At 63.4% G+C, this 16477-nt stretch carries 21 protein-coding genes; 14 read left to right on the top strand and 7 right to left on the bottom strand.

Features of this window, described 5'->3' with window-relative positions:
• Window positions 1-37: 37 nt before the first annotated feature.
• Both K3F49_RS36360 and K3F49_RS36355 read left to right on the top strand, forming a co-directional pair.
• A complete protein-coding gene (locus K3F49_RS36360; protein WP_234685673.1) occupies window positions 38-241 on the top strand; it encodes a hypothetical protein in 204 nt (67 codons plus the stop codon).
• Between the two features lie 145 nt (window positions 242-386).
• A complete protein-coding gene (locus tag K3F49_RS36355; RefSeq protein WP_187436860.1) occupies window positions 387-542 on the top strand; it encodes a hypothetical protein in 156 nt (51 codons plus the stop codon).
• A gap of 101 nt (window positions 543-643) precedes the next feature.
• On the opposite strand, the gene K3F49_RS36350 is transcribed toward K3F49_RS36355, so the two are convergent.
• Window positions 644-1021, bottom strand: a complete 378-nt coding sequence (locus tag K3F49_RS36350) for a response regulator (RefSeq protein WP_234685672.1) — start codon at window positions 1019-1021, stop codon at window positions 644-646.
• 125 nt (window positions 1022-1146) lie between these two features.
• Window positions 1147-1953, bottom strand: a complete 807-nt coding sequence (locus K3F49_RS36345) for a Spy/CpxP family protein refolding chaperone (RefSeq protein WP_234685710.1) — start codon at window positions 1951-1953, stop codon at window positions 1147-1149.
• Window positions 1954-2443: 490 nt separating this feature from the next.
• Here K3F49_RS36345 and K3F49_RS36340 point away from each other — a divergent pair, with 490 nt between their 5' ends.
• From K3F49_RS36340 to K3F49_RS36315, 6 genes are all read left to right on the top strand, one after another.
• Complete coding sequence (locus tag K3F49_RS36340) at window positions 2444-3787, top strand: ABC transporter substrate-binding protein (RefSeq protein WP_234685671.1); 1344 nt, start codon at window positions 2444-2446, stop codon at window positions 3785-3787.
• Between the two features lie 139 nt (window positions 3788-3926).
• Window positions 3927-4865 carry a carbohydrate ABC transporter permease gene (locus K3F49_RS36335; RefSeq protein WP_234685670.1) on the top strand — a complete coding sequence of 313 codons (939 nt, stop codon included), beginning with the start codon at window positions 3927-3929 and terminating at the stop codon, window positions 4863-4865.
• Window positions 4865-5776 (top strand): carbohydrate ABC transporter permease, encoded by a 912-nt coding sequence (locus tag K3F49_RS36330; RefSeq protein WP_234685669.1) that lies wholly within the window; start codon window positions 4865-4867, stop codon window positions 5774-5776. The genes K3F49_RS36335 and K3F49_RS36330 overlap by 1 nt, the downstream gene beginning before the upstream one ends.
• A 20-nt stretch (window positions 5777-5796) precedes the next feature.
• Window positions 5797-6897 (top strand): ABC transporter ATP-binding protein, encoded by a 1101-nt coding sequence (locus K3F49_RS36325; RefSeq protein WP_234685668.1) that lies wholly within the window; start codon window positions 5797-5799, stop codon window positions 6895-6897.
• Between the two features lie 47 nt (window positions 6898-6944).
• A complete protein-coding gene (locus K3F49_RS36320; protein WP_234685667.1) occupies window positions 6945-7934 on the top strand; it encodes a hydroxyacid dehydrogenase in 990 nt (329 codons plus the stop codon).
• Window positions 7935-8102: 168 nt separating this feature from the next.
• Window positions 8103-8588, top strand: coding sequence for a hypothetical protein (locus K3F49_RS36315; protein WP_234685666.1), 486 nt, complete (start codon window positions 8103-8105; stop codon window positions 8586-8588).
• A gap of 7 nt (window positions 8589-8595) precedes the next feature.
• Here the strand turns inward: K3F49_RS36315 and K3F49_RS36310 are convergent, their stop codons facing one another.
• Both K3F49_RS36310 and K3F49_RS36305 read right to left on the bottom strand, forming a co-directional pair.
• The gene (locus tag K3F49_RS36310; protein ID WP_234685709.1) at window positions 8596-9099 is read right to left on the bottom strand and encodes a GNAT family N-acetyltransferase; all 504 of its coding nucleotides are present in this window, start codon (window positions 9097-9099) and stop codon (window positions 8596-8598) included.
• Between the two features lie 5 nt (window positions 9100-9104).
• Window positions 9105-9602, bottom strand: coding sequence for a DUF1993 domain-containing protein (locus tag K3F49_RS36305; protein WP_234685708.1), 498 nt, complete (start codon window positions 9600-9602; stop codon window positions 9105-9107).
• A 112-nt stretch (window positions 9603-9714) separates the two neighbouring features.
• Here K3F49_RS36305 and K3F49_RS36300 point away from each other — a divergent pair, with 112 nt between their 5' ends.
• The 3 genes from K3F49_RS36300 (at window position 9715) to K3F49_RS36290 (ending at window position 12120) form a co-directional block, all read left to right on the top strand.
• Window positions 9715-10509, top strand: coding sequence for a transporter substrate-binding domain-containing protein (locus K3F49_RS36300; protein ID WP_234685665.1), 795 nt, complete (start codon window positions 9715-9717; stop codon window positions 10507-10509).
• 171 nt (window positions 10510-10680) lie between these two features.
• Complete coding sequence (locus K3F49_RS36295) at window positions 10681-11583, top strand: DUF2147 domain-containing protein (protein ID WP_234685664.1); 903 nt, start codon at window positions 10681-10683, stop codon at window positions 11581-11583.
• A gap of 180 nt (window positions 11584-11763) precedes the next feature.
• On the top strand, window positions 11764-12120 hold the full coding sequence (locus tag K3F49_RS36290) for a hypothetical protein (protein ID WP_234685663.1): 357 nt from the start codon (window positions 11764-11766) through the stop codon (window positions 12118-12120).
• Between the two features lie 10 nt (window positions 12121-12130).
• Here K3F49_RS36290 and K3F49_RS36285 read toward each other — a convergent pair whose 3' ends face one another.
• Window positions 12131-12535 carry a (R)-mandelonitrile lyase gene (locus K3F49_RS36285; RefSeq protein ID WP_234685662.1) on the bottom strand — a complete coding sequence of 135 codons (405 nt, stop codon included), beginning with the start codon at window positions 12533-12535 and terminating at the stop codon, window positions 12131-12133.
• A gap of 17 nt (window positions 12536-12552) precedes the next feature.
• Entirely contained in the window at window positions 12553-13251 is a 699-nt protein-coding gene (locus K3F49_RS36280) for a ribonuclease activity regulator RraA (protein WP_234685661.1), read from the bottom strand.
• 247 nt (window positions 13252-13498) lie between these two features.
• Between K3F49_RS36280 and pxpB the strand changes: the two genes are divergently transcribed.
• From pxpB to K3F49_RS36265, 3 genes are read left to right on the top strand one after another with little or no spacing between them, the layout of a single operon-like run.
• Window positions 13499-14230 carry a 5-oxoprolinase subunit PxpB gene (pxpB, locus tag K3F49_RS36275; protein ID WP_234685660.1) on the top strand — a complete coding sequence of 244 codons (732 nt, stop codon included), beginning with the start codon at window positions 13499-13501 and terminating at the stop codon, window positions 14228-14230.
• Window positions 14227-15264, top strand: a complete 1038-nt coding sequence (locus tag K3F49_RS36270; protein ID WP_234685659.1) for a 5-oxoprolinase subunit C family protein — start codon at window positions 14227-14229, stop codon at window positions 15262-15264. Before pxpB ends, K3F49_RS36270 begins: the two co-directional genes overlap by 4 nt.
• Window positions 15265-15292: 28 nt before the next feature.
• On the top strand, window positions 15293-16063 hold the full coding sequence (locus K3F49_RS36265) for a LamB/YcsF family protein (RefSeq protein ID WP_234685658.1): 771 nt from the start codon (window positions 15293-15295) through the stop codon (window positions 16061-16063).
• On the opposite strand, the gene K3F49_RS36260 is transcribed toward K3F49_RS36265, so the two are convergent.
• Window positions 16064-16216, bottom strand: coding sequence for a hypothetical protein (locus K3F49_RS36260; RefSeq protein WP_187434626.1), 153 nt, complete (start codon window positions 16214-16216; stop codon window positions 16064-16066). It lies immediately after the preceding gene.
• Window positions 16217-16477: the final 261 nt, after the last annotated feature.

Genomic DNA, 16477 nt, shown 5'->3' with positions numbered 1-16477 from the left:
TTCGCGCCGGTGTGTGGCGTAGATGCGGGGGCGTGACATGCGTAAGCAGGATGTGGGCTTCGACTATCACCGCTATCACCGGCTGCTGACCGAGGCAGACGATGACGGCAAGCGCAGGGCGCTGATCGAGCTGCTGATCGAGGAAAAGGCCCGGGACCGGTTGGCGGCCCAGCGTGCCTCGGACCGCGCCGCCATGACGGCCCACACCATCGCCAAGGTGCTGAAGGCCGGCCGCAACTGAGGCTGCAACACTTCGCCTCGTCCGGAGACGAGTCCGCGATCGATTGCGATTCCGTTAAGGATCCCTCGCAACCTCGCATCAAACTTTTTGCTCTAGGAGTTCCCTCACCTGATGCAATTCAGGATCAACACAGGGGGGAATGAACATGAGCATGATTTCGCTCGCCGAAATGCCGGCTGCAATCCAGACCCGGTCGACCGACTATTCCTTTAAAGCCATTATCATCTTCTGCGGCCTGGGGCTCATTGCCTCGTTCAGCCTGATGGCACACGGCGTCGACCTGAGCGCCGGCCTGATGTGAAACACTGACGATCTTCCGTCACCAAATGGCCGCCCCTGTCGGGCGGCCATTTTCGTTGACGATGTCTCGATCGTTGACAATGTCAGTTTGGCCGCCTTGGCTCAGTGCGAAGCTTTGGCCGGCGCATCCGGAAACAGCGAGTCGATCATGATCTTGAGCTGGTCGAGCGCAATCGGTTTGCGCAGGATCGGCCTGCGGCGGAGCAAGGACGGCAGCAATTCCGGCCCGTAGCCCGTCGCGAACAGGAACGGCTTGCCGCGGCGCTCGATCAAATCGGCGACCGGATCGACATAAACGCCCATCAGGTTGATGTCGAGGATCGCGAAATCGTACTGCGCGGTCATCGCAAAGGCGCTCGCATCGCGCACATTGTCCGCTTCCGCGACGACATGATGGCCAAGCTCGGCCACCATGTCAGCCATCATCATCCGGATCAACGCCTCGTCTTCGACCAGGAAAACGGAGAGCCCGTCCGCCATTATCAACCTCGCAGCCACCTTGCGAAGCTAAGCATACCCGATTTGCGAGAAGGATTCACGAATTCGTGGCCTTTAAATTCCACGAATAAAATTCCACGAATCCCTGCAATCCAACTCAAGCTTGATCAATCCAGGCCGCGCTCATGGCTGAGGTGAACCATCTCCTGGATGAACACCTGCTTCTGTTTGTCGTCGAGGCTCGAGAACAAGGGTTCGGCGGCATCGGCGACGTTGCGCTGATCGGAGGCGCGGTCGATCAGGAATTGCGCCTCATTGCGCATCTGCTCGATGATGTCGTCGGGCGGATCCCGCTTGGCGCGCTCGATTCTCAGATTGAGCCGCTCGGCGCCATTATGCCCGAGATAGTGCATCGCGCTGGAGAAGCCGAACCAGTGCTTCTCCTGGTCGGGCGTGAGATTCAGCTCGGTCTTGATCCGCTCGATATAAGAATCGCTGTTGGAGACGATCTGGTCGGCGGTCAGTTGCGGTGCGCCGGGCTGGGTCAGGACCGTGACGTCCTTGTCCTTGGTATCCGCATCCGCCGGAGCGTTCTTGGCCTCCTTGCTCGCCTTGGCACCCTTGCCGGCTTTCGCGCTCTCCTTGGCGCTCTTGGCATCCTTGTCCTTTGCGGCGCCCGGCTGCTTGGAGTCCTTCGCATCCTTGGATGCGTCCTTGGCAGCCGGCGCCTGGCCATTGTTATTCCCGACGCCGAGCACACCGGTGAAGACGCCGACTACGCCGCCAATAGCGCCGCCGAGAACGCCACCGACCGGACCTGCCGCCTTGTTACCGGCCGCAGCGCCGTCCTGAACGCCCTTGACCAAACCTTGTGCATTCGCAACCGCAGCCGCGCCGATCAGCACTGTCACAACGGACCCGAGCGCGAGCCATCGTCGCAGGCGAAGCCGCGCAGGCGGCGCCGGGGTGATCATTTGGGTCTTCATGTCGATCTGCTTGCCCTCTCGGAAACGGCAGGCCTCCTGCCGGTTGCAACTCTATCGTTTTCGCGGCGCCGAGGTCTAGGCGCGGACCAACGCTGTCCCCGTTTGGAAGGCCTTTGGCGCGAAGCGGTTGTGCAGGCTCATTCGGAACTGCGGCGTAATTGCGCACGGATTGTCTCCAGCCGTCGCACGCCGCAGTGTGCGTCGCAATAAGAGCAACCGCAGCCGCAGCTCATCGCCGACACTGGCCGCGATCATTCGGCACACAACGTTAGTTCTAGAGAGCGAGGCATTCGGCTTTCTCGACAGACGCAATCAATCATGATCTGATCGCGCTACCAATTTGCCGTGTCCTCCGCGTGATTTGCCGCCGGAGATGACGGCGCCAATAAGAAACGCAAAACAACAAAATCAAAAAACAAACTCAGGAAAGTCAGAGGAAACGACAGAACGATAAAACACACCAAGGTGAGGAAACGCGATGTCACGCAAGACACTGACGCGACGTCAATTTGTGGCTGCCACTGCAATGTCCTCCACGGCGCTCATCGCAGCGCCCTACGTCCGAGGCGCTTACGCCGCCGGTAAGCTCTCGATCGGCCTGTGGGACCACTGGGTACCCGGCGCCAACGCTGCCTCCACCGACCTGATCAATGAATGGGCTGCCAAGGAGAAGGTCGAGGTTTCCATCGACTACATCACCAGCCAGGGCAACAAGCTCCTTTTGACGATGGCAGCCGAGGCGCAGGCAAAGTCCGGGCACGATATCCTGTCGTCTCAAATCGGCTGGCAGCCGCACGCCTATGACAACTTGCTTGAACCGGTCAATGACGTCATGGAGCCGGTCATCAAGCAGAACGGCGAGGTGAACGGCACGGTCAAGTATCTCGGCCAGGCCGGCGGCAAATGGCTCGCCGTGCCGGCGACCGCTGGCAGTCAGATAAAAGGGCCCTGCTCGCGTATCGATCTGATGAAGAAATACGCGAATATCGATGTCCAGGAAATGTATCCGGCCGGTTCACCGCCCAAGGCCGACAACTGGACGATGGATACGTTCCTCAAGGCGGCCGAAGCCTGCCAAAAGGGCGGCTTCGCCTTCGGCATCGGCCTCGGCACGACCCCGGACAACATCGACACCGCGGGCGCGATCTTCCAGTCCTTCGGTGCCGAGCTCGTCAACGCCAAGGGCGACATCACCGTCAAGACAGACGAGGTACGGCAGGCGCTCGAATTCTACAAGAAGCTGATCGCGGTGTTGCCGCCGGACGCGCCCTCCTGGGACGACGCCTCGAACAACAAATGGCTGATTTCCGGCAAGGGCGCCCTGATCATGAACCCGCCGAGCGCTTGGGCGGTCGCCAAGCGCGATGCGCCGCAGGTCGCGGAGCAATGCTGGACGCATGGCTTCCCGGCCGGACCGAAGGGCCGTTTTGCGCCTTTCCAGCCGTTCTTCTGGAGCATCTGGAAATTCTCCAAGAACAAGGAAGCGGCCAAGAGCCTGCTTAGTCACCTGTCGCAGCCGTCGTCGATCGAAAAGTTCGTTCAGGTGAGCGGCGGGTACGATCTGCCGGCGTACGCAAGCATGACGACGCTGAAGACCTGGGCCGAGGAAGGACCGCCGAAGGGCACGCTCTATCACTATCCGAACCCCTACAATCATCAGACATTGTCGATTGCCGCCGCGCCGGCGCCGCCAAAGATTGCGGAGCAAATCTATAATCAGGCGACGCTGACCAAGTTGGCGCTGCGTTATGCGCAGGGCGAGAAGATGGAACAGGCGCTCGCCTGGGCCGAGGGCGAGTGTGAAGGCTTCATGCGGAGCTGAGCCGGGGGGCATGGCGGTTCACGCCTCGCGCGTGAGCCGCCCGCCCGTCGTCCGATCCGCGTGACCAGCGGCCGATACGTGCGGCCGGCTTCGGTTTGCAAGGAAGCAGGCCCAAAGAAGCTGACTTGAGGAAGCTGACATGGCCGATATCGTCGTTGAGCAAGGTCGCGTCGCCCGCCCCACCGGCACGCGCAAACGGGCGAGCCTGCGCAATGCGCTGGGACGTAAATCGACGGTGGCGTTCGTCCTGACGCTGCCGCTGATCTTGCTGATCCTGCTGCTCGTGCTCTACCCGGCCTTCTACTCGATTTATCTGGCTACTCTGAACAAGGCGATGACGAAGTTCGTCGGCTTCGGCAACTTCACCTTCCTGTTCAAGCGCGAAACATTCTGGATGGTGGTGAAGCAGTCCTGCATCTTCGCGGTGACCGCCGTGTTCTTCAAGGCGCTGATCGGCTTCATTGTCGCGCATTTCGTCCACAACATTCCCGGCAAGAAGCAGCGCAAATGGCGCGGCATGCTGCTGGTGCCCTGGGTGATCCCGCCGGCGATGAGTACGCTCGCCTGGCTCTGGCTGTTCGATCCCTCCTACAGCGCCTTCAACTACACGCTGTCCTTCTTCGGCGTCGGTCCGATCCCCTGGCTCGGCGACACCTTCTGGGCACGCTTCTCCGTCATCCTCGTCAACGTCTGGTACGGCGCGCCGTTCTTCCTGATCATGTACCTTGCGGCGCTGAAATCGGTGCCGGACCAGCTCTACGAGGCGGCGTCGATCGACGGCGCCAATTGGTGGCAGAAGATCTGGCACATCACCCTGCCGATGATGCGCAACATTATCGCCATCACCACGCTGTTCTCGCTGATCGTCACCTTCGCCAATTTCGACATCGTTCGCATCCTGACCTCCGGCGGACCGCTGGACACGACGCATCTGTTCGCCACCTGGGCGTTCCAGGTCGGCATCCAGAGCAGCGACATTCCGCTCGGCGCCTGCGTCACGCTGTTCATGGTGCCGATCCTCGCCGTCGCCGCGGTCTTCATCCTGCGCGATGTCAACAAACGTGGGAATGAGGCCTGATGAGCACGCTCGCGATCGACAAGGCCGGCCCGTCCCGCAAGGTCAAACTCGGCAGCATGAGCCGGGACCGCACCTGGGCATTGCGCTGGTCCTATTTCTTCCTGGTGCTGTTTGCGATCTTCTTCCTGACGCCGCCGGTTTACATGCTCATCACCTCGCTCAAGAGCAGCGCGGAGATTTCGGCGGCGACCAATCCCTGGTGGGTATTTCATCCGACGCTGTCCAATTACGTCGAACTCCTGACCTCGAACCAGTTCCTGCGCTTTTTCTGGAACTCGTCGATCATCTCGATCGTGGTCGTGATCGTCACCATGCTGATCAGCATCCCCGCGGCGTTCGCGCTGGCGCGAATGAAGTTCTGGGGCTCGGCGACGCTCGCGACCGGCGTGTTTCTCACCTATTTGATCCCGGACAGCTTGCTGTTCATTCCATTGTTCAAGATGCTGGCGGTGATCCAGGACTTCACCGGCATTACGCTCCTGAACCGCTGGTATGTGCTGGTGTTCATCTATCCGACGCTGACCGTGCCGTTCTGCACCTGGATCATGATCGGATATTTCGCTTCGATCCCCAAGGAGCTCGACGAGGCCGCGATCATCGACGGCGCCTCCTGGCTACAGACCTTGCTGCGGATCTTCATTCCGGTGGCGCTGCCCGGGCTGATCGCCGCGACGATCTTCGCCTTCACGGTGTCCTGGGCCCAATTCCTCTACCCCCTCGTGTTCACGACATCCATCGACCAGCTCGTGCTTCCGGTCGGCATCACCACCACGCTGATCAAGGGCGACGTCTTCAACTGGGGGCAGATCATGACCGGCGCGCTGCTCGGCGCAGCACCGCCACTGATCATCTACGCCTTCCTGATGGACTACTACATTGCCGGCCTGACTGCCGGCGCGACAAAGGGTTGATGTTGAAAGGTCGAGGTTTCATGGCTGACGTTGCATTGCGGAAGGTGGTCAAGCGTTACGACGATGTCGAAGCCGTGCGCGGCATCGATCTCGACATCGCCGACCATGAGTTCATCGTCCTCGTCGGCCCCTCCGGCTGCGGCAAGTCGACCACGTTGCGCATGATCGCGGGGCTCGAGGACATCAGCGACGGCGATATCATGATCGGGGGCGACGTCGTCAACGACGTGCCGCCGAAGGATCGCGACATCGCCATGGTGTTCCAGAACTACGCGCTCTACCCGCACATGACGGTCGCCGAGAACATGTCGTTCGGGCTGCGGCTGAAGCACTACCCCAAGGCCGAGATCAAGGCGCGGGTGACGGAGGCAGCCCGCCTGCTCGACATCACCGATCTGATCGACCGCAAGCCGAAGCAGCTCTCCGGTGGCCAGCGCCAGCGCGTCGCCATGGGGCGCGCCATCGTGCGCAATCCAAAGGTCTTCCTGTTCGACGAGCCGCTGTCCAATCTCGACGCCAAGCTGCGGGTACAGATGCGGATCGAAATCAAGAAGGTGCATCAGAAGGTGCGCACCACCACCGTCTACGTCACCCACGACCAGGTCGAGGCGATGACGCTGGCCGATCGCGTGGTGGTGATGAACAAGGGCCGCATCGAGCAGATCGGCACGCCGAACGAGCTCTACCACAAGCCGGCGACGCGCTTTGTCGCGGGCTTCATCGGCTCGCCCGCAATGAACTTCATCCCGTGCCGGCTGGAGGATGCCGGCGGCGCGCTGCAAATCCGCCTCACGGACCGCATCGGCTTTGCGCTGCCGCCAGCGCGTGCCGCGCGCTACAACGCGCTGCCTCGCACCGACAAGCTGCTGCTTGGCATCCGTCCTGAACACCTCACGGAATCGAATGCGCATCTGGAGCCCGGCGTCGAACCATTCGACACCGTGCTCGATGTCACCGAACCGATGGGTATGGAGACCCTGGTCTATTTCGGACTCGAAGGCACGCCGGTCTGCGGCCGCGTCAACCCCAATGCCGGCGCCAAGGACGGGGCTCCCATGCGTTTGGCGATGGACCTCAACAACATGCACCTGCTAAACGAGGAAACCGGCGTCGTGCTGTGACGCCGGCCCAAGAAAACGGGTTAAGAAACGCTAGCAGGCAGGGAGCGATGGCGACCAACAAGAAGAAGATTTTCGTTACACAGACTTTGTCGCAAGGGGCACGCGCCCTCCTCACCCAGCGGGACGATATCGAGCTCGTCGAGTTTCCCAACCTGATCTCGGCCAAGGATTTCGAGGCCCTGCTGAAGGGCCATGCGCCGGTTCACGGCGTGGCGCTGGGGGCAACCGCATTCGGCGAGACCGAGCTGGAAGCGTCCAAGGACATGAAAGTAGTGACCCGCATCGGCGTCGGCTACGACGCCGTCGACGTATCCGCCCTCTCCCGCCGCAAGGTGCCGCTGATGGTCGCGGGCAGCGCGAATTCGCCCTCGGTCGCCGAGCAGGCGCTGTTCATGATGCTGACTCTGGCAAAACGCGCGAATGAAATGCACGCTTGCGTCAAGGACGGCCAATGGGCCAACCGCCTCGGCATGCTGCCGTTCGATCTCTACGGCAAGACCGTGCTGGTCATCGGCTTCGGCCGCATCGGCACCCGCACCGCCAAGCGCTGCCAGGCGATGGAAATGAAGGTGCAGGTCTATGATCCCTACAAGCCCGCTGCCGACATCAAGGCTGCCGGCTGCGAGCCGGTCGCCGATCTCGACGCGGCGCTGCCCAACGCCGACTTCGTCACCATCCACTGCCCGAAGACGCCGGAAACGGTCGGCCTGTTCGATGCGGCGCGGATCGGCCGGATGAAGCCAAAGTCCTATCTCATCAACACCGCGCGCGGCGGCATCGTGAAGGAGGCCGCGCTGTACGACGCGCTGGTCTCCGGCAAGCTCGCCGGCGCCGGCATCGACGTGTTCGAAGTCGAACCGCCGCCGGTCAGCAATGCGCTGTTCGCACTGCCCAACGTCATCATGGCCCCGCATGTGGCCGGCGTCACCGTCGAGGCAGTGAGCCGCATGAGCGAGCAGACCGCGCGCAACATCCTGAGTGTGCTGGACGGCGATCCGATTCGGCAGAACATCATCAATCAGGATGTGCTGGGCTGAAAAACCGAAGGCGGCCGGCCAGTCGCGCCCGCCTTCGGACGGCCAGAATGCGTCCCATTTTGGTGCAGATCGGGCCCCAACTCAGCCTTAATCAAACCCGCGTAATGTATCCGGCCGCGGCGGCAGTGGGACAGACTTGCCGGCCGCGTCGAGCTGGAGGATGGACCCTTGTCAGAAATCGACCCGACCGACCACGCGCTGGCGACCATCGCCAGCATTTTGGAGCACCCCGAACCCGTTCTCGTCATCCGCGACACCGAGACGGAAGCGGTGGCTGTCGATGAATACGCGGTCGCAGACGAGCATCATACCTCCGACGAGCATCATGCCTCCGACGAACATCCGGTGGTCGAGGAGCAACCGCTGGTGCCGGACCACACCGACGCCGATGGCTACAGCAAGGTCGGTCCCGGGCCGATGGTGGCGATCCGTCTGAAATGGACCGTCCATCGCGGCGACGACGGCCAATACTACGTGCACGAGACCATCGGCGAGCAATCCGCCCCGGTGGTCAGCGGCCCGATGACGAGCGAGGCCGCCGTGCATTTCGTCGACGAACACGAGAACGAGGCGCATCGGCGCTTCGAGCTGCTGCGCAGCGAGATCGCCGGCCGCAGCTCGCTCGCCGACTACGAGCGCAAGGGCGAAGCCTAGTTAGCTCTCATGCTCGCACGGAGAAAGCCGTGTGGTAGCTTACGTTCCCCTTCGGCGGCTCACCCCTCAGGACAAGCCGCTGGAAGTACATGCTTGGCTCGCCTCCATAGGTCAACAGAGGATCACTGACAAAGCCGAAGCGGCCATAATAGGCGGGATCGCCGAACACGACGCAGCCATCGGCATCTCGCGCCGCAAGCCGCGCTAATCCCTCGCGGATCAGCGAGCGGCCGATTCCCTGTCGTTGCATCTGCGGCGCAACCGAGACGGGTCCGAGGCCATACCAATGAGCAGTATCCTGATCGATCCGGACCGGCGAGAAGGCGACGTGCCCGACAATACTTCCCTCGTCGGATGTCGCCACCAGCGAGACGGTCAGTGCGCCAGCTTGGCGTAGCGCCTCGATGATGCGGGATTCAGTCCCGCTGCTGTGGGGCGCCATTGCGAATGCTGCCGTCGTGATCCGGCTGATGGCGACGCCATCCTCGACCCGTTCGTCTCTGATCTGCATGCCGCTCACTTCCTTCCAAGATAATCCTTCTTCACAAGCTCGACGCCTGCGTGCCGCAAGAGATCGTAGGCCGTCGTGACGTGAAAGAAGAATTGCGGGACGCTGTTGGTGAGCAGCAGCGTCCGCCCGGTAAAGGGCAGCTCGGTCCCATTCTTCAGTCGGAAGAAGACCTTCAGCTCCGCGGCGGCATCGATCTCGGCGCGCGGCAGGCTTTCAATGAATTCGATTGAGGTGGCGATCCGCGCCTGAAGCCCGGCCATGTCGTGCTCCAGCGGCGGCAGCGCGACCGGTTCGCATTGCGCCAGCAAGGCCGGAGCGACGGTGGCGTGGCGGCAGGCCTCGCCGATCTGCTGTGCCAGATCGTACATGTTCGGTGCCATCCGCATGCCGAGCAGGACCGCCGGATTGAACTTGCGGGTCTCGGCATAGGCAACGCCCTTGTCGAGCAGCACGGACAGATTGCGCAGGTAAGGCACGAACAGGCCGACCGAGGCCTCGTACATCGAGATCGTCACTTCGAGATTCCCTTCAATTCCGTCTCGCCAGAAACTGGCATCTGGTCTAAATCCACGTTCAAGACTGCACAATGACAGCTTGGGCATGGATGGAAAAGAGATGACCGTTCGAATAAGCATTCGAATCCTTGCGGCTTTGGCCGTGATGTTGCTGGCAAACCTCTCGGCGCAGGCGCAGCAGCCAGCGCCCTCGCGACTCGACGAGATCATCAAGCGCGGCACGTTGCGCGTCGGCATGACCGGCGACTACAAGCCCTTCACCTATCTCGACAAGGCCACCCAGCAGTTCTCCGGGTTCGACGTCGACATGGCCGAGGCGCTGGGCAAGGCGCTCGGCGTCAAGGTCGAGTACGTCGCCACGGCCTGGCCCAAGCTGATGAAGGATTTCGAGGCCGACCAGTTCGACATCGCGATGGGCGGCGTCTCGGTCACACTCGACCGCCAGAAGAAGGGCTACTTCACAATGCCGATCATGCGCGAGGGCAAGACGCCGATCGCGCGCTGCGCCGATGTCGGCAAGTACCAGAGCATTTCCGATATCGACAAGAAAGGCACCCGCGTCATCGTCAATCCCGGCGGGACCAATGAGCGTTTCGCGCGCGCCAATGTCAAGGACGCCGACATCACCGTCTTCCCCGACAATACCGCGATCTTCGACGAGATCGCGAGGGGCAATGCCGACCTGATGATGACGGACGCCTCCGAGACACGCTATCAGCAGAAGCAGCATTCGGGCGTGCTCTGCGCAGTACATCCCGAAAAACCATTCGACTTCTCGGAGAAGGCCTACTGGCTCCAGCGTGACATGGCGTTGAAGGCTTTCGTCGACCAGTGGCTGCACATCTCGATGGAAGACGGCAGTTACAAAAAGATCTACGCCGCCTGGTTCGATTGACCCGCGTCCCGTTGTCGCTTGCCCCGGTCAAACTTTGGGCTGGCTCCGGATCTATTGAACCCGGAACCGCCAGAAGGCGACTCATACCGAGAAACAGTGATCTAGATCACTTTTCGCGATCGAACCGGGGCGTAAGCGTCGGTACGGGGACCACCTGTTCGGGAGATGGAAATGAGGAAGTTGTTGGCCACGGCCGCATTCCTTTTGGCGAGCACCGCAGCGCAAGCGCAGTACACCTTCGAGTACGGCGGGCGCACCATCCGCATCGATCCGGACCGCGGCACCGTGCAGATTCCCGGCGTCTACGACAACACCGGTCAAGGCAAGGCCAAGAAGGCCAAGAAGAACGAGACGCCCCCGGGCCAGCAGACCCCGCAACAGGCCAAGGTCGATCCACAAACGCCGGCAGCGGCGGCACCCGCTCCTGTTGCGGCGCCGCTCGCGGCACAGCAAGCGCCTGCGGCGCCTGCCCCCGCAGCCGCAGCACAGCCTCCGGCTCCACCGCCTCCACCCGCGCCGCCTCCGGCAGCGACCGCCAGCACCGCTCCCGCCGAAGATCTGATGGTGCCGCCGCCTCAACCGGCTCCAAACGCGGCCCCGACGGCGGCTGCGGCACCGCCGGTACCACCTGCGGCGCCTCCGCCGCCTGCTCCTACCGTGGCTGCCGCACCACCGGAGCCGCCACCTGCTGCGGCTCCGACAACTGCCCCCGCTCCCGTTCAATCCGCAGCCGTCGCCCCGGCGGCCCCCGTCGTTGCGCCGGCGCGCGATCCCAATTCACCGCTTGGCATCTGGCTTACCGAGGAAAAGGAAGGCAAGGTCCGCATCGAGCAGTGCGGCAATAACCTTTGCGGCTATTCGGTCGACAGCAAATCGAACCAGAATGGCGAGCAGGTCTTGATCAACATGAAGCCCGCCAAAGACCAGAAATGGTCCGGCCGCATCCTCGATCCCAATACTGGCTCGACCTACGATTCCACGATTTCACTCAAGAGCGGCGACCGCCTGCGCGTGCAAGGCTGCGCCTTCGGCGGCATGTTCTGCGGCGGCCAGACCTGGACGCGCGTGAACTAGGGTCCCGTCCGCAATTTTCGAGAGAGACAGGGGGCCCGTGATCCGGGCCCCTTTGCTTTTGCCTGCGGTGTCGTTGCGATGTGCCCCACCTCACGAGAACCCGGCGCGCGTGACAGCTCTCACATCGCCGGTTCCGCGCCCGTGACACGATCCCCGCACAGTCAACCACAGGGGCGTGTCATGAACGGCTTTCGCAAAGGTCTTTTTGCTACGATTATCGCCATCGCTTTCCCGCTCGCGCATGCGGATGCTGCGGGCTCGACATTCGACGGCACATGGAACGTGCGCATCTCCTCGTCGAGCCAGACCTGCGGCAACGGCTCAACCGTCGCGATCGGTATCAGCAACGGTCACATCGCCGCGAGCAGCGCCGCAGTGACTGCGTCAGGGCACGTCGCCGATGCGGGCAGCATCAACGTCACCTTGAGCACGGGCATCAAGAGCGCCGTCGGCTCCGGCCGGCTCAGCGGCGCCTCAGGCTCCGGCACATGGCGTGGCGCCATGTGCTCGGGAACGTGGACTGCGGAGCGGATGTAAGGGGCCTGCCTTAGCCGAGCGGCGCCGAATATTCGGCCTCTGTCACCGGCTCGAGCCAGGTCGAGAACACGCCGTCGAGCGCTTCCTGCATGGCGATGTGGCACATGCTGTTGCCCGGCGAGGCACCGTGCCAGTGCACTTCACCCGGCGGGATCCAGACGGTGTCGCCGGGACGGATTTCCTTGACCGCACCGCCCTTGGTCTGGACGCGGCCGACGCCTGAAATCACGTAGAGCGTCTGCCCGAGCGGATGATGGTGCCAGTTGGTCCGGGCGCCCGGCTCGAACGAGACGCGCGAGACGTTCAGCCGCGCCGGTGCGGGCGCCATGTTGATGGGATCCTGCAACACGGTGCCGGTAAAGTGTTCCTTGGGCGCGCGGCGGGTCGGCCGCGTGCCTGCGAGCGTGATGTCCATGGGGTCCTCGTTTCCTGTTACTTCTTGCTGGCGGCGTAGCGCGCCTTGGTCTCGGCATTCATGGGATAGAGGCCGGGCAACGCAGCGCCGTTGTTCACCTCGTTGACGATCCAGGCCTCCATCCGCTCCTGCTCGACGCCCTCATTGAGCACGTGCTCGAGCATCGCCTGCGGGATCAGCACGCAGCCGTCCTGGTCGGCGACCACGATGTCGTTCGGGAACACGGCGACGCCGCCGCAGCCGATCGGCTCGCCCCAGCCAACGAAGGTCAGGCCCGCGACCGACGGCGGCGCGGCATAGCCGTCGCACCACACCGGCAGGTTGGTGCCGAGCGTGCCCTCGACGTCACGCACCACGCCGTCGGTGACGAGCGCGGTGACGCCGCGCTTCATCATGCGGGCGCAGAGGATGTCGCCGAAGATGCCGGCGTCGGTAATGCCCATGGCGTCGACCACGGCGATGCAGCCTTCCGGCATCGCCTCGATCGCGGTGCGGGTCGAGATCGGCGACGACCAGGATTCCGGCGTCGCCAGATCCTCGCGCGCCGGCACGAAGCGCAGCGTGAAGGCCGGTCCGACCAGGCGCGGCAGGCCCGGGCGCAGCGGACGCGCGCCGCGCATCCACACATTGCGCAGGCCCTTCTTCAGCAGGACCGTGGTGATGGTGGCAGTGGTGATGCCGGCGAGGGTCTTGCGGGCTTCGGGGGACAGCGACATGGAAACAGACGAGCTCCGGATGGGCGGGAAAGAACGCGCGCATCTTGCGAGCCGGGGGCTTGCCGTCAAGGCCCAAAGCTCTGACAAGAACGCGGCCCAGCCGGGCTGTTATGCGACGCGATAACAAGGCTTTATCGCCACCCCCAGCATTAATTTATTGGACTTGCGGGCGCATTTACGCGAAGCAGGAGGACGCGGAACTCAAGGCCGAGCCCGCGCTTTTCCAAAGGCCCGATTTCGACATCTCATGGCCGCGACGCTCCCCCCGCCCCGCCTTCTGCCCAGTGGCGACAGCGCCGTCACGGTCGAGTTCAGCCGCACGATCGACGACGCCGCAAACGAGCGCGTGCTCGCGCTCGACAAGGCTCTTGCAGCCGCGCCAATCGAGGGCATCTCCGAGACCATCCCGACCTACCGCTCGCTGCTGGTGCATTACGATCCCGGCAAGATCGGGTTTGACGCGCTCTGCGAAAAGTTGCTCCCGATCTCCTGCCAGCCGCTGCCGCCGTCGACCAAGACGCGGCGCTGGCGCATTCCCGTCGCCTATGGCGGCGAGCATGGCATCGACCTCGAAGATGTCGCGAAGGCACTGAACACCACGCCCGACGATATCGTCGCCCGTCACGCCGGCGGCGACTATCGCGTCGCCATGATCGGCTTCACGCCGGGCTGGTCCTATCTCAGCGGCCTCGACAAATCGCTGCACATGTCGCGACGGCAGAGCCCGCGGCTGTTCACGCCCGCCGGCACGATCTCGATCGGCGGCATCCAGGCCGGGATCCAGTGCCTGGCCGCGCCGAGCGGCTGGCACCTGCTTGGCCGCACGCCGGTGCGAACTTATCAGCTCCACCGAAATCCCACCTTCCTCACCGAACCCGGTGACCGCGTGACGTTTTTTGCCATCGACCACAAGACCTTTGTGGAGCAGGACCGCGCCGCCGAAGCCGGCGAGATCATTGCCGAGCAAGTGGTCGCATGAGCCGGCTTATCGTCGCCAGCATCGGGCCTGCGAGCTCCGTCCAGGACGGCGGTCGCCACGGCGCGCAGCGCTATGGCCTGACTGTCAGCGGCGCGATGGACCGGCTGGCGCTCGCGGCGGCGAACACGCTGGTCGGCAACGAGCCGTTCGCGGCCGTGGTCGAGATCGGTCCGTTCGGCGCCACCTTCACGGCGAGGGACGGCGCGGTGCGCGTCGCCATCGCGGGCGCGCCGCGCAATGCCGACATCGCCGGGCGGCCGGTGGCGATGGACACATCCGTCACGCTGAAGGACGGCGAGACGCTGACGCTGGGCTTTGCTCGTGGCGGTGCGTTCACCTATCTGGCGATCGAAGGCGCTATCAAGGGCGAGTTGGTGTTCGGCAGCCTTGCGGTCAATGCCCGCGCGGGTCTCGGCAGCCCCTACCCGCGCCCGCTTCAGACTGGTGACGAATTCACGGTCGATGCCGCGAGCGGTGCACCGGAGTTGCGGATTGAATTGCCGAAGCCCGCGAGCGGTCCGATCCGCGTCGTGCTGGGACCACAGGACGACGAGTTCGACGACGCCAACAAGGCACTGTTCCTCGACAGCGAGTGGAAGATCTCGGCGACTTCCGACCGCATGGGCTATCGGCTCGAGGGCCCCGCCATCAAGCATCTTCACGGCCACAACATCGTCTCCGACGGCACGGTCAACGGCAGCATCCAGGTGCCCGGCAACGGCGCGCCGATCGCGCTGATGATGGATCGTGGCACCTCCGGCGGCTATCCCAAGATCGCAACCGTGATCACGGCCGATGTCGGCCGTCTCGCCCAGACCTCGGCCGGCACCGGGTTCCGCTTCAAGGCCGTCACCATCGCCGAGGCGCAGGACGAGGCACGCAAATTTCAACAGCTGATCCGCACCCTGCCCGATCGCCTGCGCTCCTCCGACACGGTCGAGCTCAACATCGAGGCGCTCAGCGACGCCAACGTCGCGGGCTACGCGGTCAGCGCGATCGATGCCGGGACCTGGCAGGTGACGGCCGAGCCGTAAACAACAAGACCAAATGCGGAGAGCAACCATGAAGACGATCGATCTCAATTGCGACCTCGGCGAAGGTTTTGGCGCATGGGAGATGGGCAACGACGCCGCCATGATCGACCTCGCGAGCTCGGTCAACGTCGCCTGCGGCTTCCACGCCGGCGACCCCGATATCATGCGGCGGACGGTCGAGCTCGCGAAAGCGCGCGGCGTCTCGGTCGGCGCGCACCCTGGATATCGCGACCTGCACGGTTTTGGCCGGCATCCGATCGCCGGCCTGAAGTCATCCGAGATCGAGAACCTCGTCGCCTACCAGATCGGCGCGCTGCAGGCGATCGCGACGGCGGCCGGCCACAAGGTGACACATGTGAAGGCGCATGGCGCGCTCTCCAACGTCGCCTGCGAGGACGACATGACAGCGAAGGCGATTGCCGCCGGCATCAGGGCGGTCGACCCCAGCCTGATCTTCGTGGTGCTTGCCAACTCGAAGCTGGTGAAGGCCGGCGAAGACGCGAACCTGCCGATGGTGCACGAGGTGTTCGCCGACCGCGCCTATGAGGACGACGGCAATCTGGTCTCGCGCAAGAAGCCCGGCGCGGTGCTGCACGATGCCAAGGCGATCGCCGATCGCGTGGTGCGCATGGTGCAGGACGGCGCCGTGGTGTCGGTGACGGGCAAGGTCATCAAGATGCGCACGGACACCGTGTGCATCCATGGCGATACGCACGGCGCGGTCGAGATCGCACGCACCTTGCGTCAGGCATTGAAGGATGCCGGCATCGAGGTCGCGCCGTTCAAGCGCGGGGCGTGATCAGAACGGGTGCACCGACAGCGTGCCGAACACGATCGCGGCGATGACGGCGAAGGCGCTGTAGAGCCCGATGTGATGGGCGTTCGCCGCGGTCCGACGCGAGAGCGAGCGCGCATAGAAGTGCAGCCTGGCCTCCGCCGATAGTTCGCGCATGGTCGATCTCCAACGCCCCATTCGCGGGATTATGAGGGGTCGACCGGGGTGGCGGGCAAGACGGCCACGCAAATAGCGATGAACCTTCTCTCGTGACCGCCCATCGCAGGTGCAAATTCTTTTCCGGCCCGAGTTCCGAGAATCTTATTCGTTAAGATTCACGCCGGTTGGAACCGGCCGGATGACGCCGGGATGACAGCGCGTCAGCCCCATCGAACCCAAATCGCGAAAACAACCCCATGCACAGTAGAACGCGGCCGC

The organism is Bradyrhizobium monzae, assembly GCF_021458635.1.
In the GTDB taxonomy this organism is placed as follows: Bacteria; Pseudomonadota; Alphaproteobacteria; order Rhizobiales; family Xanthobacteraceae; genus Bradyrhizobium.
Note: the sequence above shows the minus strand (reverse complement) of the source record. Positions and strands in the feature narration are given on the sequence as shown.